Below are 22,320 nucleotides of genomic sequence, written 5' to 3'. Positions count from 1 at the left end.
TAAAAATAAGAATAATTTTACATTTTTATGCTTGCTTAAAAGTAAGTTATTCTAGATTCAAAAAAATTGACGTTTACATACAATAATTGCTATTAGAGACAGAATTGCCTGTTCGACTAGAAGTTAGAGGCTATTAAATCCGCCTGCGCGGCTTTCTCGTACTCCTAGGTCGAAGCAAGCTACGCATAGCATCTCCATCAGGAGAAGAATAGCCAATACTAGCGTCTAGTTTATATAGCTGCGATTTTTCAGGGTGATCTTCTATGAATCAGATATATTTTGACAATATCACTATCTTGATTGTTGATGATAATAAGACAAATTTACAATTAATTTCTGCTGCGATCGCTGATTCAAGATGGAAAATTTTGGTAGCTAATGATGGTAGAAGTGCCCTTGAACAAGCTGAATTTTACCAACCACATCTAATCTTGTTAGATATCATGATGCCGGGTATTGATGGATTTGAAACTTGTCAAAGGCTCAAGGCAAATTACCTTACGCAAGATATACCTGTAATTTTCATGACCTCTTTATCTGACACAACTGATAAAGTTAAAGGTCTTTCTATAGGAGCCGTAGATTACATTATTAAGCCTTTTCAAACCGAAGAATTTTTAGCGAGGATTAACGTACATTTAAAGCTGCATTTTTTAACCAAGCAACTTGCACAGCAAAAGGTAGAACTAGAGCAACGAGTCCAAGAACGTACAGCAGAACTTTCTCAGGCGTTGCATGATTTAAAACAATCTCAATTACAGTTAGTACAAAGTGAAAAAATGTCTGCTCTTGGCCAGCTAGTTGCTGGCGTGGCTCATGAAATTAATAATCCTGTTGGTTTTATCAAGGGTAATTTAAACTACATTTCTCAATATACATCTAACCTAATTCAGCATTTACAACTTTATCGTTACTACTATTCAAAACCAGTATTGGAAATCGATGATCATGCTCGAACAATTGATTTAGAGGAAATGATTCGAGATGTGCCAAGAGTGCTGTCTTCTATGGAAGTAGGTGTTGAACGCATTTGTGAAATTAGTCAAAGTTTACGGAATTTTTCTCGTTCTGATACCTCTAATAAAGTAGCAATTGACATTCATCAAGGTATCGAAAGTACATTAATGATTCTGAAGCATCGATTGAAAGCAAATAATCAACGTCCCCATATTGAGCTTATTAAAAATTATAGTGATTTGCCCCTATTAGAATGCTATCCTAGCCCTATAAATCAGGTATTTATGAATATTATTGCTAATGCAATTGATGCATTAGATGAATCTACTGGTGTTTCAAAAAATCCACATATTGATCAAAAATTCAATCAAATCATTATTTCTACTAACTTGGATTCTTTAAATCAGAATATCATCATCTCAATTAAAGACAATGGTGATGGTATGACACCAGAAGTTCAAGAACACGTATTTGAACAATTTTTTACTACTAAATCTGTAGGTAAAGGCACTGGGTTAGGATTATCGATTAGTCGGCAAATTGTAGAAGAAAAACATTTGGGAAAACTCGACTGTATTTCTAAATTAGGAGAAGGAACAGAATTTATTATCAAACTTCCACGTTTCGTTTAATACAGATCCCCGACTTCTCAAAGAAGTTGGGGATCTTAGCCTCGTGGTTACTATGGCAATACCCTTGACAAATTTTATGGTTAGTAATATTATTCTTTTTGTAAATAAAATGTTTGCACTCACATATACTCTTATTTAAAAAGTACCCAGTAGAGAGTAACAAATAAATCAAACTTCTTAATCTGTAGTTTCTAATGTAAGTATCTACACAGATCAAAGATAGAGTGTTTTATTTGTTTAAATATCTATTTTAAATTTGATAATATTGGGGCTAACTTGGGACAAGATGCTATTTCCCCCTCATTATGCAAATCTGCCAAAATCCCAATTGCTCAAATCCATTTAATCCCGACGGCAATAGATTTTGCATAAGTTGCGGACAAAGCAGCTTTGGCAAACTTCTGAGAAACCGCTACCGCGTATTAAGGCTCTTAGGCGAAGGCGGATTTAGTAGAACTTATGCAGCAGAAGACGCAGATAGATTAGACGCGCCTTGCGTAATCAAGCAATTTTTCCCGCAAGTTCAAGGAACACTACAACGTACTAAAGCAGCAGAATTTTTTAAAGAAGAGGCGTTTCGGTTGTATGAATTAGGAGAAAATCATACCCAGATTCCTAGATTATTGGCTTACTTTGAGCAAGGGTTAAGTTTGTACCTTGTTCAAGAATTTATTCAAGGACAAACTCTCTTACAAGAAGTTCAGCAACAGCCTTTTAACGAAGCACAAATTCGCCAACTTTTAGCTGATTTATTACCAGTTTTAGAATTTGTTCACTCTCATAACGTGATCCATCGGGATATTAAACCAGAAAACATCATTCGCCGGGACGTTGACGGCAAACCAGTATTAATCGATTTTGGTGGTGCAAAGCAGGTAACACAAACTAGTTTAGCCAGACAGGCTACAGTTATTTATACTATTGGTTATGCTCCCGCCGAACAAATGGCTGGATTTGCTTGTAATGGTAGTGATTTATATGCTTTGGGTGTAACTTGCGCGCGCCTTTTAACTCAATGTTTGCCCTCACAAGATAACTTCGGCAATATTAATGATGGTCTTTATGATGCCATGAATGGCAAGTGGTTGTGGCAAGAGTATTTACAAAAAAAAGGTGTGGTCATTAGCGATGATTTAGGCAAAATTTTAGATAACTTACTCAAAAATTTGCCTAGCGAAAGATACCAATCAGCAGCAGCAGTTTTTAATGATTTAATGTCTAGCAAAACATCAACTGCTGAACCGCAACTTGTAGAAACTACTCAAAAGACATTACTACAATTACCATCGTTACAAAAAGTAAATTCTCCATTACCCCCCTTACAAACCTTTGAATTTGAAGTAGTGACAATAGACACAGCTGGTCGAGAAGTGAGCCGCGATCGCCCCAGTGCTAAATTCTTTGCAGAAGAATTGAGTAAGGACGTAACACTAGAAATGGTGGCAATTCCTGGTGGTACTTTCATGATGGGTTCACCAACTTTTGAAGGAGATGCTGACGAACGTCCTCAACACCAAGTCACCATTAAACCTTTTTTTATAGGTAAATTTCCCGTAACCCAAGCACAGTGGAGAGTTGTAGCAGCTTTACCAAAAGTCAAACAAACCTTAAATCCTCACCCTTCCAAGTTCAAAGGTACCAATCGACCAGTAGAAAACGTTTCTTGGCACGAAGCTGTAGAATTTTGTGTCAGACTGTCACAAAAAACTGGACGCGAATATCGTTTACCCAGCGAAGCCGAATGGGAATATGCTTGTCGTGCTGGAACTACTACATCTTTCCACTTTGGTGAAACGATTACCCCCGATTTAGTAACCTGTAGCAGTAGCGATACTTACTCTGTTGAAGCAAAAACCAGATACCGTAAAGAAACAACCGATGTAGGAAGTTTTCAGGTAGCTAACGCCTTTGGGTTGTATGATATGCACGGGCTAGTTTGGGAATGGTGTGCTGATGCTTGGCATAATAATTATCATGGCGCACCCGCAGATGGAACCGTTTGGGAAGATGGCGGTGATGTGCATCGCCGGGTATTGCGCGGTGGTTCTTGGAGCTTCAGTGCAGAACTTTGTCGTAGCGCCAGTCGTAGCTGGAACGAGTCAGATGGTGGACTGAGAGTATGTGGTTTTCGGGTTGTGTTTTCGGCTACGTAGATTCATAGCAGTATTTAAATATAGATTTCTACCAAATCCACAGTATTTTGTGTTGCTAAGCTAGCTGTAAAATTGTCCAAAATGTGTTTGATAATAAAGCATTTTTTACAACTCAGATAGGATCACTGTATATTTAAATATATTAATATTTGATACATAATTTCTTAGATAATCAATATTTACATAAATCATTAAAGCCTTTAAAACTAACATTTTTAGCTTTATTAAGTACGGTTTAACTAATGTGCATTATGCTTTATTTTTTAATTAAATATTTTATTATTAAGTATATAAATCTACAACATAATAATTTTAATTGTTACCGATTATGCTTTTAGTTATATTAGATATCTTGTCTCTAGATATCACACACTAAAAAGATAGAGTATTACTTCAAAAACAAATATATTTAAACTAGTCGTAAGACAGATGAAATTATTAAACATTCAAATTAAAATATAAAATACAAAACAAAGGGCGTTACGAATTTAGGGTGTTTAGGGTGCAGCTATCCCAAAGAGCAACCTAAAACTAACACAGAGTAAAATTAATGAATTTTACTCTGTATTTATTTATAAATTCAAGATTAATACTTATTGAACAATAGCCATGATCCATAAGGGATAACGGCTACAGTTCAAAACTTTATTAGCTTATAGTTCTAAAAAATTACAAAAGCTTAAATTTCAGCACCTGCTTTAGCTTCAGCACCCATTGGCGAAACATAATCACGAAAAAGGTTGAGTTGCTTATCAAAAGGTAATGCTTTGATATTGTTAAACAGTGTTTCTGCTTCTGAAGAAAGCTGATAGTCAGAAGGCATAGGAATAATAGTTGAGTTTTCCATACCTTGAGCTAAACGATACCAAAATAGAAGCTTTGTAGTGTCACTTAAAGAACCATATTCGCGACTAATTTGGGTATCTACCTTGTTAATCAAATCGCGCTGGATTTGCAATTGTTCTTCGTGAGTTAATTCTTTAACTTGATTGAACAAACCTTCAGCAATTTCAGGAGAAACAGTACTGGCGTTGGGGGCTGCTGGGGTAATAGAATTACCAACTTCTTCATAAATAAACCAAAATAGAGCCAACTGTTGGTCTACATCCAAATTTTGCCATGATTGCACAGATTCACGAATAGCTGGATCGTTTGTTTGGGTATAAGTCATAAACAATTTGATTGCAATTAATTAAGTGTCAACAATAACCGTAACAAAATCTATTTAGTGTTCCACCCCACTGAGGACAGATGTATCCAAATCACAAAGATAACCCTGAGAAATACAATTACTATATAAATATAGAGACGCGATCGCTCGCATCTCTACACATCGGTTTAATTCCATCCCAACTTAGGCGATATGATCAATGTGCCAACTATCAGCCGCGATCGCAGGTACTTCAAATTGGCTGATAGGGGCGGGTTTCATATCCCGGTAGTCTAAAATTTGCACTAGCAGCAAATAGGCGATCGCTAAAAGAACAGAAATCGCACCTGTAATAATGGCAACTATTTTTGATCGGTTCATCATTGTTTCCTATAATGTCAGCTATGATTCTGTGCCTATATCCACATTGCCACATTTGGCAGGCAGAGAAATTTCTCTGTGATACGCAGATCACCCCAGCTTAACCAGCGTACTGCTGTAAGTAAAAAATTCCTCTGCATACTTAAGGTTCCTAAAGGAGCGATCGCAGGCTGGACGCTGCTTTTTGAGTTCTTGAGCGTAATGCTGGGGTCATCTTCGATCAATTTAGGCGTAATACCCTTAATATTTAATACGGTAAACGTAACTGCTCATTGTACGGTTTACCCGATTGTCTTTAGATTTTTATTTAATTAAATTACTTAGCAGAGAGAAGAAACAAAGCAACTAAGACTTCTCTCTAAAAAACTAGAGTTTCGGTAATTGCTTAAATATCCGAAACCTCCAAACACCTCTAAAAACTTTGTTCGATTACTCAAAAGTGAATTAGAAAGTTAAGGAGAGAATTAAGATATGGCACTTATTCGTTGGGAACCATTCCGAGAAATGGAGATTCTGCGTCGTCAGATGGATCAACTCTTCTCTGATCTGACAGCAGCCGAGCAGCGCGGTAATTCAGATGTTTCTTCGTCACAGCGAACAACGTGGGTTCCTGCTGTTGAACTCCATGACAATGGATCTGAGTTGTTATTAAGAGTTGAGATTCCAGGTCTGGAGGGTAAAGACCTAGATATTCAAGTGACTCAAGATGCAGTTTCAATTGCTGGTGAGCATCGTTATGAAAAACGCTCCCAATCTAACGGTAAAGTTCATTCTGAATTTCGTTATGGCAACTTTAGTAGAGTAATCCCTCTACCTTGCAAAGTTCAAAATCAACAAGTGAAAGCAGATCTCAAAGATGGGATTTTAAATTTGACTCTACCCAAACTGGAGCAAGAGCAAAACAAGGTATTTAAAGTCAATCTAGGTCAATCCCAAGCAGCAACGGCCATAGAGGCTGGTAATAGTAACGGATAATCTAACACTGGCTCACAAAAAAGCTTTCAATCTATTTAATAGAGATACTAAATTATCACTTAATAATCGATGTATCTCTGTACTAAGTAATTTTTGAAAAAACCCCAGTTAACATCGGCTGGGGTTTTTGCTATGTAAGCAAATTCAATTCGATTAAAAAATTTCCTGAAATTAGAGTCTGTAATCAGAGATAGGAGTAGATCTGATTTGATATTCTGTTAATGCTCCTGGACGAACTATAGTTCTTCCATCTTTTCTAAAAGTCGGGATTTGTCCTTTTTGAACAGCTACATACAAATCGCTCTGACTCATGCCTAAACGCTTTGCGGCTTCTGCAAGTGAAACACCCTGCCTTTGCATACCTATTACTCTCCTTGCAATCTTAATTAGATTGCTATCTAATACTATTCTAAAGTAATATGTAGAAATATTAAAATAAGTAACGCTATTACTGTTAATGTAATCAATATATTTTGTATAAATACATACTTAAATTTTTGGTTTGGTAATGAATTAGTATCCTGTAATAACCTTTAGGCTTGACTTGGGGAAAAATAAAGCGCTCATATATATGTAGCTTTTTAATCATTAATAAATTATAAATATTTTAAAAATCACTAATGAGCGATGCTTGGGGCAGGCTACGCCTAGGCTAAAAACTATATTTACCATGAACTACATGGTAAATTATTGAACCTCTCCCCAACCTCTCTCCGACGCGGAGAGGGGCTTAAATATCTTTAATTATCAACGAAAAATTAAGTCTTTAAAGCCATTCTGTTTGAATTCTTGTGCTACCAGTAACGCCAATAAAGCTCCTACTCCCAACTGAAACAGGGGTAATTTACCCAATAAATCAGTAATGCTGGGTATGACTAAGTTTTGATAATCTCCATCAATTCTGTCGTCTTCTGGAACAGGTTGGTAAAAATTGTTGGGTGCATCTTCAGATTTTAGTTCATTACTGCGTTGTAGATTAAAACCAATAAGTAATAACAACGAATCTACTAACGAAGGCGATATTTTTTGGGCTAAATCTAGTAATTTAGCTATATCTCCAACTAAAAGGTCACGAATTGGGTGTTCAGCTGCGTAAAGGATGGCATCGGACACAATTCTTGGGTCATAGTAAGGTGGTATTCCTGATGGCTTCACCCCTAACTTTGTCAAGCCATTATTCCAGAACGGAGTGTTGATCACGGCTGGCTTAACACTTGTGACACTAATAGGCCATTTCTCATGTATCAATTCGACCCGCATCGCCTCGATAAAGCCCTCGACCCCGTGCTTAGCTGCCGAGTAGGCACTTTGGTAGGGGAGCGATCGCCTACCTTCCATTGAAGAGACATGAATCAATGCCCCGCGTCCCTCACGTTTGAGATGGGGTAATGCCGCCATTGCACCATACACCTGTCCCATCAGATCGACATCAATAACATGCTTAAACTCTTCTGGTGTTGTATTGTCGAAAGTGGCAAAGATGCCGATAGCGGGGACATGTACCCATGTATCGAGTCGCCCGTAGACTTCTACAGTTTTATTTGCGATCGCCTTTACTTGGTCAAATATTTCCACATCAGCTACGCAATAAGTTGCCTCGCCGCCAAAGCTGCGAATCTCCTCTACTAAAGACTTTAGCTTCGACTCACCACGAGCCGAGACTACCACTTTTGCCCCGCGTCTAGCAAACTCAAGAGCTGTGATCCGTCCGATACCGCTGGAGGCTCCAACGACGGAAACGACTTGCTGATTGATTGGCTTTAATTTCATAAGTATTATTCCTTAAAAGGGATTGGGAATTAACATTCATTCCTAGATAGAGCCCCTAGTTACCACTCACATAAGCTTCTTCCATACTTCTCATCACTTTGGGAAATTCAAAATTGAAAATAATGAAATAAATGTAAGTAAATTCTTCAATAAATTTCTATTGAGAGATTTTAAGAATTGCTTTTTATTGGATTATTTATTTTGTAAAATCCGGCGTATTTAAAAAAATAAAATTAATTACTTAACAATACTTTACAATGACTCTTTCCCCAATAAATCAATCTTTAGAAGTAAATAATGGTATGGCCGTCCACCTAAATAAAGGAGGTTATATTAAACAATTTTGTATTTTATAGTACAAAATTTTTGAAAAATCAATATTTTATTCTCGCGCCTTCAGCCAAGGGTAAAAGGAACTGTAGCAAAGAAAGATTGAAGCTTCCCCCTGGCAAATTCCTAATAAATTAATCTGCATTAATTTGTGGCGATCGCGGATAAAATCTACACAGTTATTGATATACCTATTGATGTATTTATCAATAGTGAGCCAGCGAGCGTCTTGGTTAGGATATCCCCAATCAATTAAGTAAACATCTAAGCCCAGGTTGAGTAAATTAGCAACAAGCGATCGCCCCTCTTGTAAATCTACAATATGGGGACGGTTAACTAAGGCATAAACGATTAGTATTGGAATATTAAACAAGTTTTCCGCCTATGATTGGAAGTGATACAGTACTACCTTGTCTTCTCGATAGACCTCTTGCTTGGGTGTCACCTCAATCTGAATTTCTTGTTGGCGTAGGCGGTTGAATATATCTATGCCATTAACCAGCTTTTCGATTTTAAGCCTGGGGGGAATCATAAACGCCCCAATATTCAATACCCCGATCACGTAATATTGGTTCAGCGCGATGAATTTCTTCTTCTGAGCCTTCTAGTATGAGCAAATAATAACTCTGCTGGAGGCGATCGCTATAAACTCTGGCTCTGTCTTCGGGTATGCCTAAATCGCCTAGTGCCTTGAGTAGATTCTGATTTGCTGCCGCCCCCACAGCAACGCCTGCAACGCTACTGACTAATGCTACACCTACAGAACCGGCTGCTAGCACGGCTCCTAAACCGGGAAGTGCCAGACTACTCAAACCAAATAACACGCTACCCCAAGTACTTGCTGCTAGTGTGTCTCCTACTGCTCCGGTTGTATCAACATCTTGGTTGCCAATGCGATCGCTTATCTGCGCCTCACCTAAGCTTTCACCTTGCTCTACATCTTTAGCAATGACAGAAACTTTCTCCATAGGAAAGTTGGCAGTTGTTAATTCATTAATTGCCTGCTCTATTTGTTGAGAATTAGCAAATACTCCTAATGCACGTACAGTGTCTTTAGTTATCATATTTCCCTCGTTCATAATTGTATTAATGCGCCCATCTATAACCCTAGTATTTCGCCTCATACCAATTCACAAAAATCTTGATACATATAGATTTCTCGTAGGGGCACGGCAATGACCCCCTACCAACGTATTTGTATAACTTTTAAAGTTAAATGGTATCACTTGACGAATAGATTAAGTATTAAAAGGCTACTAAGTTGTTTATTAAATTGATTTTCCTAAAAGGGGATAAATCATCGCTGGAGATTTAACGAATCAAGTGGAGTACGTCACGCACGACACTATAGCCGGCTAAATCCCAAAGTAGATAAGCAACAAAACCTATCATCGCTAAAGGGCCATTCCACAACTCTTGTTGGGGATTCCACCCAAGAATCTAAGCATTGCGATCAACACCGTTATAGGCTTTAGCTTCAGTAGATAATTCAATCGCTTGGTTAGTTTCAGTTGCCATTGAAAATATTCCTTAATAACTCTCCTACACTCACATCTTAGTTACTATTACGGTTGCAGTTCTCTGTCTATTGGGGAATCTGAAAGCGTCACAGGAAGTATCTGTAAGGATTTTATAGTTTTGATCCTTTCGGCAAAGAAGCATCAAGAACTTGCTCAAGAAACCTCTGCCGTTTACCTACTTCAGACTCAAATTTCAAATGAAGCAATGCAAAACTGCTCTAGGTTGAACCTAGAGCAGCCTGGATTTTTCTGGTTAATTAGAAGGTCTAAACTCAGCTTTGATCTTTTCGCCAATAGAGACAACTTCACGGCGAATCTTATTGATATCAACCGTTAGCATTTCCCGTTTGTGCATTAAAACTTCCCCATTCACAATTACAGTATCAACATCCTTGGCATCTGCTGCGTAAACTAGATGTGAGGTGACATCATAAAGTGGAAGCAAATGTGGTTCTTGGAGATGAACTTGAATTAGGTCTGCTTGGAATCCTGTCTTAATCGCGCCAATTTTATCTGCCAAGCCGAGTGCTTGTGCGCCGCCTAATGTTGCCATACGCAGAACTGTCTTAGCCGGTACAGCCGTGGGGTCAAGAGTTGTCCCTTTATGAATCAGGGCGGTGAGGCGAATTGCTTTCCACATATCAAGAACGTTGTTAGATGCAGCTCCATCCGTCCCTAAACCAACCTTAATTCCAGCCTTGAGCATTGCTGGAATCGGTGCAAAACCAGAAGCCAGCTTTAAATTTGAGTCAGGATTGTGGATTACACCAACACCACGTTTTGCCATTAGGGCAATTTCACTTTCGTTAGGCCAAACAACATGTGCGGCAAATACGCGCGGATCTAAAAAGCCAAGATTTTCCAAATGTTGCACTGGGGTTGCATTATAGCGTTGCTGAACATCTTGAACTTCTGTTTGTGTTTCTGCCAAGTGAATTGTCAGGGGGACATCGTAATGACGCGCAGCTCGAATAGCCTGCGTCAGATGTTCGGGCGAGACAGTATAAGGAGCGTGGGGAGCAAGAGCTGGTATGATGCGATCGCTCTTGCCTTTCCAACGTTTGAGAAAATTCACTGAACTAGCAAATGCATCATCCCATCCTTGGAAGCCAGGGCTAGGAAAATCTATTGACGAAGGCGCAATCATGGCGCGTAAGCCGCATTCATCAACTACTTCGGCAGCGACCTCTGGCTCAAAGTACATGTCAACAAACGTCGTTGTTCCACCACGAATCATTTCCCAGCAAGCAAGCTGCTCACCAACACGGACAAAGTTTTCGTCAACAAACTTCCCTTCCGCTGGAAATATATAATTCTGGAGCCAATCCTCCAATGCTAAATCGTCCGCCAGACCGCGAAACAGAACCATTGCCGAGTGAGAATGACCATTGACAAGTCCAGGCATTAGCACCATACCTTCGCCTGGTAGTGTTCTCCTAGCTCTATAAGATGCTTTAATCTTGTCTTGAGTATCTATTGCAACAATTTTGCCATCCCTAATAGCAACTGCACCATTTTTAATGACAGGTTGTGCCTCGTCCATCGTGACAACGAAATCACTGTTGACAATCAGTTGTACGTTTTGCTTTCCTTGAGTGCCTAAATTATAGTTATTCTGGGCGATAACTATCTGAGTAAAAAAGACAAACAATGTCGTACAAAGAAAAAAGGCTAAGAGCTTATAGTATTTTGTAAGCTGGCGTTTCACAGTATTATCCTTGTTTAATTTTTACTTATGCTTTGACGATCGCTCGTTTAAAGTTTGGCTTTTTTAGCAGTGATTTGCTTACGTTTCATTAGACAGCCAATGCCAACAGCAACGACTGTTCCACCTATTGTGAGTGGTTCAGGAACTGAAGTTGTTTCTGTCACATTTATCAATCCATTATTCTGATCTATTGTTCCTTGAATAGGATTTCTCAGGCTCAGATTTAAACCAACAGTTTCAAACAAATAGTAATCTGTACTTTGCCCATCATCTTTACCGACATCAAAAAAACCAAAAAAAGATTTTATAGTTGTGTCGTAGTTGAAATCTAAGAAATCATAAACAATACTCCCATTAGTAATCGGGGCGAAACTATTTAACAACTTGTTACTTGGGTCGAAAAAATCAATTGTCAGTGATTGCAGTTTTGATTCGTCAACAATTGAGTAACCTTGAGTTTCATCGTAGGTAAAGTAGCCTCTAGCTGAATAGCCAGCATTGCCAGTCCACTCAAAGTTGAGTGTAACTGCATGGACTGAGGCGGATTTTAGAATACTCAAGTTGATCGCTACCGTGGCAGTAGCGATCCAAAGCCTCTGAGTTAATTTCATTAGAAAATGTTATTTAATTGAAGTTGGATAATTCCCGAATTAACCTGCGTTTCAACGCTTAATACATTACTACAATAATTGGAATTTTCAAACCTATTAGTAAACTTGTTTAACCTGATAAATTACTCTGAAAAAATAATAATAGTGAAATATTTAAGTAAGATCAAAAAGGCTGATTAAGAAGAATAAGCTGATGTAAAATTAATTTTTCAATTTATATTTTTGTAAAAAAATAGCAATATAAAATAACAAACAAGATATTGATTCAGGGTATAGGAATCTTATAGCGGGTGCATCCCAGTTTTTAAAATGCCCACAGGCTATAAGCCTGGGGCTACAAATACGAAGCCTGCCTTTCCTTTTGGAACGCTACGCGAACGCAGGCTTTGTTCGTGTAGCAATACCCTTCTAGGGTATTTATTGAAAAAGTGGAATGCTCCCTCTTATAGCTCTATATTATTGACAATAAACATTGAAATATTGCTATAAACTACAAGCAAAGCAAAATCATTTTTAATTGTGACTAAATATAGTCTTAATTTTCTCTATTGTCTTAGTAGAGTAGTCTGCTTAATACCAATCACAGAAGCACAAAAAAGGTCGTTGAAGCGATCGCCAAAAACGCTTAATTTTTAATCACAGTAATGTATTAATTTTTCGTTTAGCTTAAGTACTTTCACTATAAAAATATAATAAAGCTCTAGTCCCCAACCTCTCACCCCTTCATGATCTAAGATTGTTGGGTACTGTATATCTCAACGATCGCCACCAAACCGATGATTGAAGTTGAACATCTGAGTAAAACATACGGTTCGACCCCAGCCATTACTGATGTGACTTTTAGCGTCGAGCCAGGGGAGATTTTAGGGTTTTTAGGGCCGAATGGTGCCGGCAAAACCACAACCATGCGAATTTTAGCTGGTTATTTACCTGCTACAAATGGTTCAGCGAAGATTGCTGGCTTTGATGTCCACGAAAATTCTTTGGCGGTGCGTCAGCGAATTGGCTATTTACCAGAGACACCGCCGTTATATCCAGAAATGACGGTAGAAGGGTTTTTGCATTTTGTCACCCGAATTAAAGGTGTACCAGCAGGCGATCGCACTGCTAAAGTTCAAGCAGCGATTGAACGCTGCAACTTACAAGAAAAGCGGCGGGTAATTATTCGCAAACTTTCTAAGGGATATCGCCAAAGAGTTGGTATTGCCCAAGCCATAGTCCACGACCCACCAGCGATTATTCTAGATGAACCCACCGTGGGACTTGATCCGCGGCAAATTATCGAAGTGCGAAATTTAATTAAAAGTCTTGCTGGTACTCACACCATTATTTTGTCTACGCACATTCTTCCAGAGGTGAGCATGACCTGTAACCGTGTAGCTATTATCAATCGCGGTAACATCGTCGCCACAAATACGCCCGAAAACTTGATGACGCAGTTGACAGGCGGCTCAGGATACGAAATAGAAATTGCCGGATCAGCTAGTTTAGCGAAACAGGTATTGCAAAATGTATCAGGTGTGAGTTTAGTCGAATCAATTCCCACCGCTGGAGCGCACAATCATTTCACCCCTCAAGACAACCGTGCTTATTTACGAGTCATATCGCAACCTGGACGCGAACCAGGACAAGATATTGCCGCAGCTCTAGTGCGTGCAGAATTTGGTTTATATGAAATGCGACGTGTCAGCGCTACCCTAGAAGATGTGTTCTTGCAGCTGACTACAGAAGAAAAAAGATTTGATACTGAAGTAGATTCAACAGCCAACGAAGGAGAAGCCGCATAAATGGGTATAGTACTGAGCAATATTATTGCCATTTATCGCCGAGAATTACAGAGCTATTTTATATCGCCTCTAGCTTATGCGATCGCTGGCGTGTTTTGGTTCATTGCCGGCTTATTCTTTGTGATGATTTTGCTGGGGCCAGATGGGATTTTGGCAGCAGTTGCAGCCATAGATGTACAAGGACAACAGCTAGGAGTGCCTGTACCACCAATAGATGTTCCCTACGAATTTATTCGGGCATTTTTGGATCGGATGGGTTGGCTATTGTTGTTTATCTTGCCTATTCTCTCAATGGGATTGTATGCCGAAGAACGCAAGCGCGGCACATTGGAACTTTTAGCCACCTCACCAGTCACTAACTGGGCAGTAGCTATCGGGAAATTATTAGGAGTGCTAACATTCTTTACCACAATGATTTTGCCCTTGCTAATATTTCAAGCGATCGCGATTAGCGGTTCAAATCCACCAATGTCACCCTCTATTGCTTTACTAGGTAACTTTGGACTAATTTTGCTAGCAGCAGCAATTTTATCTTTAGGAATGTTTATTTCTTCTTTAACAGACAGTACAATTTTGTCGGCTGTCCTGACCTTCGCCTTAGTTTTATTACTGTTATTTGTTGATTTAATCGCTAAAGGTATTGGTGGCCCGATAGGAGAAACTTTAGGTCATTTCTCATTACTGAAACATTACAATACCCTCATTCAAGGGATTTTTGATACCAGTGCCTTAGTTTTATTTGCCACTTACATTTTTTTGGGCATCTTTCTCACAGCCCAGTCAATAGATGCACTACGCTTTCAACGTCAGTAGTCATTAAAAGAAAAGTTCGTAGTGAGGACTTTAGTCCTCTCTTAAGAGACGTTACACACTAAGCGTAGCCATGCCCGCAAGGCTTTACAAAAAAGGGCTAAAGCCCTTACTACGAAATCAATTACTACAATTTTACATTTTTGACTATTGACTAAATAACATGAAGACCATCAAAAGAAAGAAAATTTGGCAATATTTATTTTTATTTGGCCCATTCCTATTTGTTGTGGGCTTAACATCTGGTTTAGTTTCTGGAAACTGGGGAGCAATCTCCTTAGCATTTTTGATTGCGGGAATTGTCGTCAGCGGGTTGTGGGTATTGTGGCAAAGCCAAAAAAGTAACTGGTGGAAAAGTCGTTCTACTCAAGCTGGTACTAATGCCCTGGTTGCCATTTTGGCTGTATTAGTAATTTTAGGATTAATTAATTTTTTGGGTACTCGCTACCATTTACGAGCAGACTTAACAGAAACTCAGTTATTTACCCTTGCTCCCCAATCACGGGAATTGGTACGTGGCTTACAACAGCCTGTAAAAATATGGATATTTGATGTGAATCGTAATTCTCAAGATCGGGAATTGCTAGAAAATTACCAACGACAAAGTTCTAATTTTCAGTTTGAATATGTTGATCCGCAAGTTAGACCAGGATTAGCAGAAAAATTTGGTGTTAAAGATTATGGCGAAGTTTACCTAGAATCTGGAGATAAACGTCAATTAGTACAAACAGTAAATGAAAATGAACGCCTGTCGGAAGTCAGATTAACAAATCGCCTGCAACAAACTACCACTTCAACCACTGCACAAGTTTATTTTCTTCAAGGTCACGGCGAACATCCCATTTCCACAGGTGAAGGTGGAATATCACAAGCTGCTCAGGGTTTAAGCGATAAAAATTACACTACATCACCCCTGAATTTAACAGAAAATCCCAAAGTTCCTGAAGATGCTGCTGTGGTGGTAGTAGCTGGCCCCAAACGAGAACTTTTTGATGCCGAAGTTAAAGCCTTGCAAAATTATCTCAATGGTGGTGGTAATCTACTGCTAATGATTGATCCGAACACTGACCCCAACTTGAACAGTTTATTACAAGAGTGGGGAGTTCGTTTAGATAATCGTTTAGCCGTGGATGTCTCTGGCGCTGGCGTAGGGCTAGGCCCCGCTGCTCCCATCATCACAGAGTACGGGCAACACCCAATTACTAAAGATTTTGGTCAGGGTATTTCTTTTTATCGGTTAGCAAGACCTTTAGAAATTACTCCGGTGGCTGGCATTGAAGCTACTCCTTTGCTGCGAACGAAACCCTATCCCAACAGCTGGGCTGAAAGTGACCTGCAAAACGAAAAATTAGAGTTTAATCCTGATAAAGACCTCAAAGGGCCTCTAACTTTAGGCGTTGCTTTGCATAAAAAACTACCAGCTAAAGCTCAATCTAGCCCCACTTCCCAAGCTTCGCCCACTGCTTCACCGCTACCGTCACCGACAACCGAAGGTCAAGCGAGTCCTACTCCCAGTGCTGCACCAACCCCATCACCGACAACCGAAGGTCAGCCTAATCCTACTCCCAGTATTGCAGCTACTCCCTCAACTGAAAAAAAATCTGAACAACCTGCTACCGAAGCGCGGTTAGTAGTCTTAGGAAATTCTGATTTTGCCACTAATGGCTTGTTTCAACAGCAACTCAACGGAGATGTTTTCCTCAACTCCGTGACTTGGTTGAGTCAACAAGATCAGCAACCCCTTTCGATTCGCCCCAAAGAACCAAATAACCGTCGGATAAATTTGACAAACGTCCAAGCAAGTCTTTTAACCTTGTCGTCTCTCTTAATTTTACCCTTAATAGGGTTTGTAACTGCGGCCGTTATTTGGTGGCGAAGACGTTAAGAAAAAGCAGAGGATCAAACGGAACTATTTACCACTGACAACTGACCACTAACAACTGACCACTGACCACTAACCAAAAAATGAAATTTCCACGAACTACTCTAATTTTGATATTGCTAGCGCTGGGTTTGGGTGGTTTTGTCTACTTCTACGAAATTCAAGGTGCAACTCAGCGCCAAGAAGTAAAGGATCAAAAACAGCAAATTTTCTCTTTTACTGCTGATGATGTGCAATCTTTAACAGTCAAAACTAAAGATATGACTATCGATATAGAACGTAATAGTCAGTCTAATAGCCCCAAGTGGCTGCTGAAATCTCCAGTATCAGAGCCAGCAAATGATGCTATTGTTTCTTATTTGATGGATTTATTGGTCGAAGGCAAGAGCGATCGCACTTTATCAATCCCAGCCAATCAACTAGGAGAATTTAATTTAGATCAACCCTTAGCAACTATTGATATTAACCTAAAGAATCAAAAAAACCATCAGTTAATTTTAGGTAAATCTGACTTCAATAACCGTTTTTTATACGCTCAAGCCGATTCAGATACTCAACCAAATGAAAACGTCAATTTGTTGTTAGTCTCGACAGATTTTAACAATGCAGTGAATCGGGAGTTATCAGAATGGAAACAGCCTGTCGATAATAGTAATAAACTGCCCTCGCTTAGCCTTCCTCAACCGACTCCAGAAAATCAAAAATAATCCAGATATACATGTTTAGGAATTAAAAATTGCTAATAGTAAAAAATAAATGATTAATAAATTAGTAGATAATTATCTATTTTATATCAATCGTCAGTAATTCTACCATCTGCTTGATTGATTAATAGATCAATATCTTTCTTGTGTTTTTTATGAAACTTTAATAGTTCCAGGTAGGCGAATGGGACTACTATTGGCCAAAAGATAGTCATTACGACCAAAATTATCCGAGAAAAAGAGCGTTGCTCTAAACTCATTTCCTCATCTTGTAAAAAGAAAAACAACCATTCATTAAATAAATAGTAACCCATCACTAGGTAGACCATTACTACTAAAGAAAGGAGAAATAAATGTAACATAACGTTTACATAAATTATTTATCAATTAAGCTAAGTGAAGGAATTTAATTTTTCTAAAAAATCTAACTTTACGTCAGGATAGACAAATTTTACTTTATATGTTACTTCGACAATGTAATGTTTTATATTAATAAAATTAACGTTGGCTTAAAAGAAATATCAGTAAAATAGATTTCACTTTCATCCATAGGATGTCAAATATTGATTATTGTTGTTCAAACTGGTATTTAGGCCAATCTGAGAAAACTTTATTAAGAATCTTAATTAATAGCTGTCTTTAACAATAGAGCTAGTTTTCAGCATTAACATGACCAATCCTACCGCAACTTTGCTAATTTCCTGTCCCGACCAACGGGGATTAGTAGCGAAAATTGCCAATTTTATCTATGCTAATGGCGGTAATATTATCCATGCAGATCAACATACAGACTTTGCTGCTGAATTATTTCTCACCCGTATTGAATGGCAGTTAGACGGCTTCAATTTACCGCGAGAGTTTATTGCACCTGCATTTAATGCCATTGCCCAACCTTTGGGTGCTAAATGGGAACTGCACTTTTCCGATACTGTATCACGCATTGCTATTTGGGTAAGTCGGCAAGACCATTGTCTGTTTGACTTGATTTGGCGACAACGCGCTCAAGAGTTTGCCGCTGAAATTCCTCTAATTATCAGCAACCATCCTCATTTAAAAGAAGTAGTAGAACAATTTGGAATTGACTACCACCATATTCCTATTACTAAAGATCATAAAGCCGAGCAAGAAGCCCAACAATTAGAATTATTGCAACAGTACAAAATTGATTTGGTTGTTTTAGCAAAGTATATGCAAATTGTTAGTGCAGATTTTATTGCTAAATTTCCGCGTATTATTAATATTCATCACTCATTTTTACCAGCCTTTGTAGGTGCAAATCCTTATCACCGAGCATCTGAACGTGGTGTAAAAATTATTGGTGCAACGGCTCATTATGCCACTGCTGATTTAGATGCCGGCCCGATTATTGAACAAGATGTGGTGCGAGTTAGCCACCGCGATGAAGTTGATGATTTGATTAGAAAGGGTAAAGATTTAGAGCGAGTTGTGTTAGCTAGAGCAGTGCGTTTACACTTACAAAATCGGGTTTTGGTGTATGGAAATCGAACAGTAGTATTTGAGTAATTGAAAATTTGGGCGATAAAAATATGAAAAGTAGGGCAAGTAAAAACCTGTCCTACGATCGCGGAACGCAAATTTGTTTGACTTAGTCAATACCTAAATTATTGAAATGATTTTCTAACAGCGAGGCGATCGCCTCTGGACGAATTTTCTTGTATTTCTTTTTACCCACTTGTAGTACACAGTTAGGAGCGCTGCTGCAACGTTTTTGGCAACCAGTTTCTTCAATTGTAACTTTGTCTAACAGACCGCGATCGCACAAAGTTTTTTCTAATTCTGACAAAAACCCTTTACCGCCCCGCTTTAAGCAACCAGACTTTTGACACACCATAATCCGGGCTTGGGGTTGAGTTGATAAATCTTGACTTGGGCACGTAGCAACTGGTGTGACTCGATAAGCTTTAAGTTTTATTTCACCTGTATGTGAGTTTAACTTACTAATACCACAAATACTAATTGGTTCACCAGGCACTAAAGATACACTTAGTGACCGACGCAACTCTTTAGGCAGTTTAACTTGCACCTTTCCAGATGAAATCGCCAATTGCAAGTATTTAGATTTACCTGGTTTATCACCAATAAAACCTAAAAACTGTCCCTGAAGATTCAACTCCGATAAAGTCAGATATTTGTCACCCATGTTTAATTGTAGATTTTGAACAGTGAAGATTTAGAAAAAAACTCATAATACTAACTCTCTAAAAGAAAGCTACAGATGCTCTGCTTGGAGGCCAACATTACATCTGACTTTCTAAATTACGAATTACAAATACTATGCAAGACGTTTAGCTTCTACAGTTTGAGGTAAATTTCCTGGTTCAGGTAACTCACGAAATTCTAATTCCCAGCCATTTGCTAAAGTGAGAATCTTTCCATCGTTGCCGTCTGTTTGTTTAACTACTTCTTCTTCTAGGTCTTTTTTGGCAACATAGACAACTAAAGTACCAGCATCATTCATCCGTAACATTACTTTCATGCGTTTCCTCAACCGATTCTAGTTCTTTTTTTTGACAACCAACGACGAACCCTGTTTCTAAAAAATGCACAGCATAGATATAGGAACTTTGTAGATATGTGCCTATACTTGCTATGTAGCCAATATCTCCCTTGTTCGCTAAAACGGCCCCAACTTCTTTGCCGGGAAATGTACCATCGTTCTTAATCAGTTTGCGAAGTCTGACTTTTTCACCAATTTCAAAAACGGGAGCTAAATTCAGTTCTAATTCATCGCGTTGCATGAGAGTACCTCTGTTCACTGACCAAATTCAATAGTTCTTCGGTTGTGAGGCTGCGTTTTTTCTGTACCGACTGCTGGCGCACTGCATCCAAAACAGACTGGGTTTCTTCTGGGTTGAGGAAGATACCGTACTGCTCTAACATGTTAGAAACTAAATGCCGACCAGAATGTTTACCCAATACTAAACGTCGTTCCCAACCTACTTCTTCGGGTGCAAATGGTTCGTAAGTGAGGGGGTTTTGCAGTACGCCGTGAGCATGAATGCCAGACTCGTGAGCAAAAGTATTTTCACCAACAATTGCTTTCCAAGGTGGCACTTTAGAACCTGATGCTGAAGCCACTAATTGCGACAATTCCAATAAACGGCGAGTATCAATACCCAAATCAATGCCATAGATGCGTTTGACTGACATGACCACTTCTTCTAAAGCGGCATTTCCAGCTCTTTCGCCTAATCCGTTAACTGTAGTATTTACAGAAAAAGCTCCAGCTTTCATCCCAGCTAAGGCATTGGCAGTTGCCAAACCAAAATCATTGTGGGTGTGGATTTCTAGGGGAATTGATAAAGCTGCAACCAATCGCTTAACTTTGGTGTAGGTGCTGAATGGGTCAAGAACCCCTACAGTGTCACAGAAACGAAATCGTGATGCACCCCATTCTTGAGCATGAAGTGCTACATCCAAGAGGAAGTTTTCATCAGCTCTAGAAGAATCTTCTCCACCGACTGCTACCCAAAGACCGCGATCGCTAGCGAAGCTGATACAATCTTTGAGTCTTTGCAAACTTACCCGCCACTGACCATGAAATTTAGCGGCGATTTGGATGCCAGAAACAGGAATAGCAATATGCACTCGCTTGAGACCACAGGCGATTGAAGCCTTGATGTCTGAGATGACAGCACGGTTCCAGCCTAGTAGTTTGGCTTGCAACCCCAAGTCAACAATTGCAGAGATGGCGCGCATTTCTTCTTGTCCCATCGCCGGAATCCCAACTTCTAATTCGGGAACACCAATGGCATCTAGAAACTTAGCGATCGCTAATTTCTCCTCAAAGGTAAAAGCAACACCTGCTGCTTGTTCCCCATCACGTAATGTAGTGTCATTAATTAAGATTTCATTCATCTGAAATATCCCTCTTAGGAATTTTTCTTAATATCTTTATGGATTGTGAGCTGATCTTTCCGCAATTTCTGGTATTGGTTAGTGCCTAATACAAATGCTGAATGGTAAATGCTCTAAACTCACACAATTAATAGTTCATCTTCATGATTCTTTAATATTACCCAACTACTAACTTCACATCTGTATGACAGCAAACCAAAAACAGGTATAATTTAGAAATTGCTTTTACCCTTGCTAGGCAAAACTTTTTCTAGTAGGAGATAGCTAAAGTAGCTATTAGCAAGCCCTAAAGAAAATAAAATAAAAAATCCGGCAAGTAAACTAGAAATCATTGGGGTATCCTCATATAATTGAACGTTTTTTTCGGATGAGATTACAAACGAGTAGAAGTACTACTAATGTTGATCGTCTAGCCAATCCAAAATTTGCTCTAGTTGTTCTAGATTAACCAGCCCGTATTGCCACAGAAGCATTGGTAACGGCCCATTATCAAACTCACGGTGTCGCAGCGCTACAGAAATATCTGCATTTGAAAGAGCGAGTTCATTATGTAAAAAGTTGATAAACTTGATCTCGCTATTACGAGTCACCATAATTTGGAAGTACACCTTATTCAGATTAGGAAAAAATTAAAAGCTAGAGATTACCAATTTATTTTGGTAATTTCATTTTTTGAATTTTAGAATGTGTCAGGTAAACTAAATCTGTATCGTGCTTTGCTTAAAGTCAGCAGGATAAATCAGGAAAATGTATTTACTTTTTTATTTAGCACTCAGCACTATAATCCCAGCAACGCTCCAGCCAATCGAGTAATTCATGGCGAGTAGCCAGAAATTGTATAACAGTGCTACGGATTAGAACTGCTTCTAACAAAGTATTTACCTGTACTCTTAAAGAACCATCAGCAGGGCAAGAACAAGAAATTTTCAACTCTTGTAAACGGTGGTAGATTCGCCAGCGATCGCTCAAAGGTATCTGCAAAACTTGATCGTCTAAGGTGTTATTTGTCATCGGTTGTTAGTTGTTAGTGGTCAGTTGTCAGTTGTCAGTGGTTATACCAATTCTCTAAAA

The 22,320-nt window shown here is 38.8% G+C and carries 25 protein-coding genes and 1 pseudogene; 8 read left to right on the top strand and 18 right to left on the bottom strand.

The genetic code is table 11. From position 1 onward, the window contains the following. The first annotated feature begins 263 nt into the window (after positions 1–263). Together I8751_RS11315 and I8751_RS11310 are read left to right on the top strand one after the other, a co-directional pair. Positions 264–1,589, top strand: a complete 1,326-nt coding sequence (locus I8751_RS11315; RefSeq protein WP_214439258.1) for a hybrid sensor histidine kinase/response regulator — start codon at positions 264–266, stop codon at positions 1,587–1,589. Between the two features lie 305 nt (positions 1,590–1,894). After that, a complete protein-coding gene (locus I8751_RS11310) occupies positions 1,895–3,742 on the top strand; it encodes a bifunctional serine/threonine-protein kinase/formylglycine-generating enzyme family protein (RefSeq protein WP_214439257.1) in 1,848 nt (615 codons plus the stop codon). Between the two features lie 679 nt (positions 3,743–4,421). Here I8751_RS11310 and I8751_RS11305 read toward each other — a convergent pair. The 3 genes from I8751_RS11305 to I8751_RS11295 all read right to left on the bottom strand — a co-directional run bounded on the left by I8751_RS11305 (position 4,422) and on the right by I8751_RS11295 (position 5,497). Beyond that, positions 4,422–4,913 (bottom strand): orange carotenoid protein N-terminal domain-containing protein, encoded by a 492-nt coding sequence (locus I8751_RS11305; RefSeq protein WP_214439256.1) that lies wholly within the window; start codon positions 4,911–4,913, stop codon positions 4,422–4,424. A 183-nt stretch (positions 4,914–5,096) separates the two neighbouring features. After that, positions 5,097–5,276 (bottom strand): hypothetical protein, encoded by a 180-nt coding sequence (locus I8751_RS11300; RefSeq protein ID WP_214439288.1) that lies wholly within the window; start codon positions 5,274–5,276, stop codon positions 5,097–5,099. A gap of 32 nt (positions 5,277–5,308) precedes the next feature. Further along, entirely contained in the window at positions 5,309–5,497 is a 189-nt protein-coding gene (locus tag I8751_RS11295; protein WP_214439255.1) for a hypothetical protein, read from the bottom strand. Between the two features lie 247 nt (positions 5,498–5,744). On the opposite strand from I8751_RS11295, the gene I8751_RS11290 reads away from it, so the two are divergent. Continuing rightward, positions 5,745–6,248 carry an Hsp20/alpha crystallin family protein gene (locus I8751_RS11290; protein WP_214439254.1) on the top strand — a complete coding sequence of 168 codons (504 nt, stop codon included), beginning with the start codon at positions 5,745–5,747 and terminating at the stop codon, positions 6,246–6,248. Between the two features lie 171 nt (positions 6,249–6,419). Here the strand turns inward: I8751_RS11290 and I8751_RS11285 are convergent, their stop codons facing one another. From I8751_RS11285 to I8751_RS11260, 8 genes and pseudogenes are all read right to left on the bottom strand, one after another. Further along, on the bottom strand, positions 6,420–6,608 hold the full coding sequence (locus I8751_RS11285) for a helix-turn-helix domain-containing protein (RefSeq protein ID WP_214439253.1): 189 nt from the start codon (positions 6,606–6,608) through the stop codon (positions 6,420–6,422). 387 nt (positions 6,609–6,995) lie between these two features. Next, on the bottom strand, positions 6,996–8,018 hold the full coding sequence (locus tag I8751_RS11280) for an SDR family oxidoreductase (protein WP_214439252.1): 1,023 nt from the start codon (positions 8,016–8,018) through the stop codon (positions 6,996–6,998). A 382-nt stretch (positions 8,019–8,400) separates the two neighbouring features. Beyond that, on the bottom strand, positions 8,401–8,721 hold the full coding sequence (locus tag I8751_RS11275) for an alpha/beta fold hydrolase (RefSeq protein ID WP_225894098.1): 321 nt from the start codon (positions 8,719–8,721) through the stop codon (positions 8,401–8,403). 9 nt (positions 8,722–8,730) lie between these two features. Continuing rightward, positions 8,731–8,880, bottom strand: coding sequence for a hypothetical protein (locus tag I8751_RS29590; protein WP_225894097.1), 150 nt, complete (start codon positions 8,878–8,880; stop codon positions 8,731–8,733). After that, a complete protein-coding gene (locus I8751_RS11270) occupies positions 8,861–9,412 on the bottom strand; it encodes a general stress protein (RefSeq protein ID WP_214439251.1) in 552 nt (183 codons plus the stop codon). Before I8751_RS11270 ends, I8751_RS29590 begins: the two co-directional genes overlap by 20 nt. Before the next feature lie 247 nt (positions 9,413–9,659). After that, positions 9,660–9,866, bottom strand: a pseudogene (locus I8751_RS29585) (high light inducible protein). Between the two features lie 255 nt (positions 9,867–10,121). Further along, complete coding sequence (locus tag I8751_RS11265; protein ID WP_318780315.1) at positions 10,122–11,576, bottom strand: amidohydrolase; 1,455 nt, start codon at positions 11,574–11,576, stop codon at positions 10,122–10,124. A 47-nt stretch (positions 11,577–11,623) separates the two neighbouring features. After that, complete coding sequence (locus tag I8751_RS11260) at positions 11,624–12,187, bottom strand: PEP-CTERM sorting domain-containing protein (RefSeq protein WP_214439250.1); 564 nt, start codon at positions 12,185–12,187, stop codon at positions 11,624–11,626. Positions 12,188–12,963: 776 nt separating this feature from the next. Here I8751_RS11260 and I8751_RS11255 point away from each other — a divergent pair. The 4 genes from I8751_RS11255 (at position 12,964) to I8751_RS11240 (ending at position 17,373) form a co-directional block, all read left to right on the top strand. Beyond that, complete coding sequence (locus I8751_RS11255) at positions 12,964–13,974, top strand: ABC transporter ATP-binding protein (RefSeq protein ID WP_214439249.1); 1,011 nt, start codon at positions 12,964–12,966, stop codon at positions 13,972–13,974. Continuing rightward, the gene (locus I8751_RS11250; RefSeq protein ID WP_214439248.1) at positions 13,975–14,787 is read left to right on the top strand and encodes an ABC transporter permease; all 813 of its coding nucleotides are present in this window, start codon (positions 13,975–13,977) and stop codon (positions 14,785–14,787) included. A 160-nt stretch (positions 14,788–14,947) separates the two neighbouring features. Further along, a complete protein-coding gene (locus I8751_RS11245) occupies positions 14,948–16,669 on the top strand; it encodes a GldG family protein (RefSeq protein WP_214439247.1) in 1,722 nt (573 codons plus the stop codon). An 80-nt stretch (positions 16,670–16,749) separates the two neighbouring features. Beyond that, positions 16,750–17,373 (top strand): DUF4340 domain-containing protein, encoded by a 624-nt coding sequence (locus tag I8751_RS11240; RefSeq protein ID WP_214439246.1) that lies wholly within the window; start codon positions 16,750–16,752, stop codon positions 17,371–17,373. A gap of 86 nt (positions 17,374–17,459) precedes the next feature. Here I8751_RS11240 and I8751_RS11235 read toward each other — a convergent pair whose 3' ends face one another. Then, positions 17,460–17,732 (bottom strand): hypothetical protein, encoded by a 273-nt coding sequence (locus I8751_RS11235; protein ID WP_214439245.1) that lies wholly within the window; start codon positions 17,730–17,732, stop codon positions 17,460–17,462. Positions 17,733–18,039: 307 nt separating this feature from the next. Between I8751_RS11235 and purU the strand changes: the two genes are divergently transcribed. Then, complete coding sequence (purU, locus tag I8751_RS11230) at positions 18,040–18,894, top strand: formyltetrahydrofolate deformylase (RefSeq protein ID WP_214439244.1); 855 nt, start codon at positions 18,040–18,042, stop codon at positions 18,892–18,894. Positions 18,895–18,976: 82 nt separating this feature from the next. Here the strand turns inward: purU and I8751_RS11225 are convergent, their stop codons facing one another. The 6 genes from I8751_RS11225 to I8751_RS11200 form a co-directional block, all read right to left on the bottom strand. Then, positions 18,977–19,531 carry a (2Fe-2S) ferredoxin domain-containing protein gene (locus I8751_RS11225; RefSeq protein WP_214439243.1) on the bottom strand — a complete coding sequence of 185 codons (555 nt, stop codon included), beginning with the start codon at positions 19,529–19,531 and terminating at the stop codon, positions 18,977–18,979. Positions 19,532–19,663: 132 nt separating this feature from the next. Continuing rightward, the gene (nifT, locus tag I8751_RS11220) at positions 19,664–19,867 is read right to left on the bottom strand and encodes a putative nitrogen fixation protein NifT (protein WP_214439242.1); all 204 of its coding nucleotides are present in this window, start codon (positions 19,865–19,867) and stop codon (positions 19,664–19,666) included. Further along, positions 19,842–20,129, bottom strand: a complete 288-nt coding sequence (locus tag I8751_RS11215) for a nitrogen fixation protein NifZ (RefSeq protein WP_214439241.1) — start codon at positions 20,127–20,129, stop codon at positions 19,842–19,844. The genes nifT and I8751_RS11215 overlap by 26 nt, the downstream gene beginning before the upstream one ends. Continuing rightward, positions 20,116–21,249 (bottom strand): homocitrate synthase, encoded by a 1,134-nt coding sequence (gene nifV, locus I8751_RS11210; protein ID WP_214439240.1) that lies wholly within the window; start codon positions 21,247–21,249, stop codon positions 20,116–20,118. The genes I8751_RS11215 and nifV overlap by 14 nt, the downstream gene beginning before the upstream one ends. Before the next feature lie 395 nt (positions 21,250–21,644). Further along, positions 21,645–21,842 carry a DUF2949 domain-containing protein gene (locus I8751_RS11205; RefSeq protein ID WP_214439239.1) on the bottom strand — a complete coding sequence of 66 codons (198 nt, stop codon included), beginning with the start codon at positions 21,840–21,842 and terminating at the stop codon, positions 21,645–21,647. A 172-nt stretch (positions 21,843–22,014) separates the two neighbouring features. Further along, positions 22,015–22,260, bottom strand: coding sequence for an Asr1405/Asl0597 family protein (locus tag I8751_RS11200; RefSeq protein WP_214439238.1), 246 nt, complete (start codon positions 22,258–22,260; stop codon positions 22,015–22,017). Between the last annotated feature and the right edge of the window lie 60 nt (positions 22,261–22,320).

Origin of the sequence: Atlanticothrix silvestris CENA357, from assembly GCF_016056295.1 — a bacterium.
Taxonomy (GTDB): domain Bacteria; phylum Cyanobacteriota; class Cyanobacteriia; order Cyanobacteriales; family Nostocaceae; genus Atlanticothrix; species Atlanticothrix silvestris.
Note: the sequence above shows the minus strand (reverse complement) of the source record. Positions and strands in the feature narration are given on the sequence as shown.

What these genes read in the sequence shown, in the direction of transcription:
- I8751_RS11315 (WP_214439258.1), top strand. Translation starts at nt 264, where the DNA reads ATGAATCAGATATATTTTGACAATATCACTATCTTGATTGTTGATGAT.
- I8751_RS11310 (WP_214439257.1), top strand. Translation starts at nt 1,895, where the DNA reads ATGCAAATCTGCCAAAATCCCAATTGCTCAAATCCATTTAATCCCGAC.
- I8751_RS11305 (WP_214439256.1), bottom strand. Translation starts at nt 4,913, where the DNA reads ATGACTTATACCCAAACAAACGATCCAGCTATTCGTGAATCTGTGCAA.
- I8751_RS11300 (WP_214439288.1), bottom strand. Translation starts at nt 5,276, where the DNA reads ATGATGAACCGATCAAAAATAGTTGCCATTATTACAGGTGCGATTTCT.
- I8751_RS11290 (WP_214439254.1), top strand. Translation starts at nt 5,745, where the DNA reads ATGGCACTTATTCGTTGGGAACCATTCCGAGAAATGGAGATTCTGCGT.
- I8751_RS11285 (WP_214439253.1), bottom strand. Translation starts at nt 6,608, where the DNA reads ATGCAAAGGCAGGGTGTTTCACTTGCAGAAGCCGCAAAGCGTTTAGGC.
- I8751_RS11280 (WP_214439252.1), bottom strand. Translation starts at nt 8,018, where the DNA reads ATGAAATTAAAGCCAATCAATCAGCAAGTCGTTTCCGTCGTTGGAGCC.
- I8751_RS29590 (WP_225894097.1), bottom strand. Translation starts at nt 8,880, where the DNA reads ATGATTCCCCCCAGGCTTAAAATCGAAAAGCTGGTTAATGGCATAGAT.
- I8751_RS11270 (WP_214439251.1), bottom strand. Translation starts at nt 9,412, where the DNA reads ATGATAACTAAAGACACTGTACGTGCATTAGGAGTATTTGCTAATTCT.
- I8751_RS11260 (WP_214439250.1), bottom strand. Translation starts at nt 12,187, where the DNA reads ATGAAATTAACTCAGAGGCTTTGGATCGCTACTGCCACGGTAGCGATC.
- I8751_RS11255 (WP_214439249.1), top strand. Translation starts at nt 12,964, where the DNA reads ATGATTGAAGTTGAACATCTGAGTAAAACATACGGTTCGACCCCAGCC.
- I8751_RS11250 (WP_214439248.1), top strand. Translation starts at nt 13,975, where the DNA reads ATGGGTATAGTACTGAGCAATATTATTGCCATTTATCGCCGAGAATTA.
- I8751_RS11245 (WP_214439247.1), top strand. Translation starts at nt 14,948, where the DNA reads ATGAAGACCATCAAAAGAAAGAAAATTTGGCAATATTTATTTTTATTT.
- I8751_RS11240 (WP_214439246.1), top strand. Translation starts at nt 16,750, where the DNA reads ATGAAATTTCCACGAACTACTCTAATTTTGATATTGCTAGCGCTGGGT.
- I8751_RS11235 (WP_214439245.1), bottom strand. Translation starts at nt 17,732, where the DNA reads ATGTTACATTTATTTCTCCTTTCTTTAGTAGTAATGGTCTACCTAGTG.
- purU (WP_214439244.1), top strand. Translation starts at nt 18,040, where the DNA reads ATGACCAATCCTACCGCAACTTTGCTAATTTCCTGTCCCGACCAACGG.
- I8751_RS11225 (WP_214439243.1), bottom strand. Translation starts at nt 19,531, where the DNA reads ATGGGTGACAAATATCTGACTTTATCGGAGTTGAATCTTCAGGGACAG.
- nifT (WP_214439242.1), bottom strand. Translation starts at nt 19,867, where the DNA reads ATGAAAGTAATGTTACGGATGAATGATGCTGGTACTTTAGTTGTCTAT.
- I8751_RS11215 (WP_214439241.1), bottom strand. Translation starts at nt 20,129, where the DNA reads ATGCAACGCGATGAATTAGAACTGAATTTAGCTCCCGTTTTTGAAATT.
- nifV (WP_214439240.1), bottom strand. Translation starts at nt 21,249, where the DNA reads ATGAATGAAATCTTAATTAATGACACTACATTACGTGATGGGGAACAA.
- I8751_RS11205 (WP_214439239.1), bottom strand. Translation starts at nt 21,842, where the DNA reads ATGGTGACTCGTAATAGCGAGATCAAGTTTATCAACTTTTTACATAAT.
- I8751_RS11200 (WP_214439238.1), bottom strand. Translation starts at nt 22,260, where the DNA reads ATGACAAATAACACCTTAGACGATCAAGTTTTGCAGATACCTTTGAGC.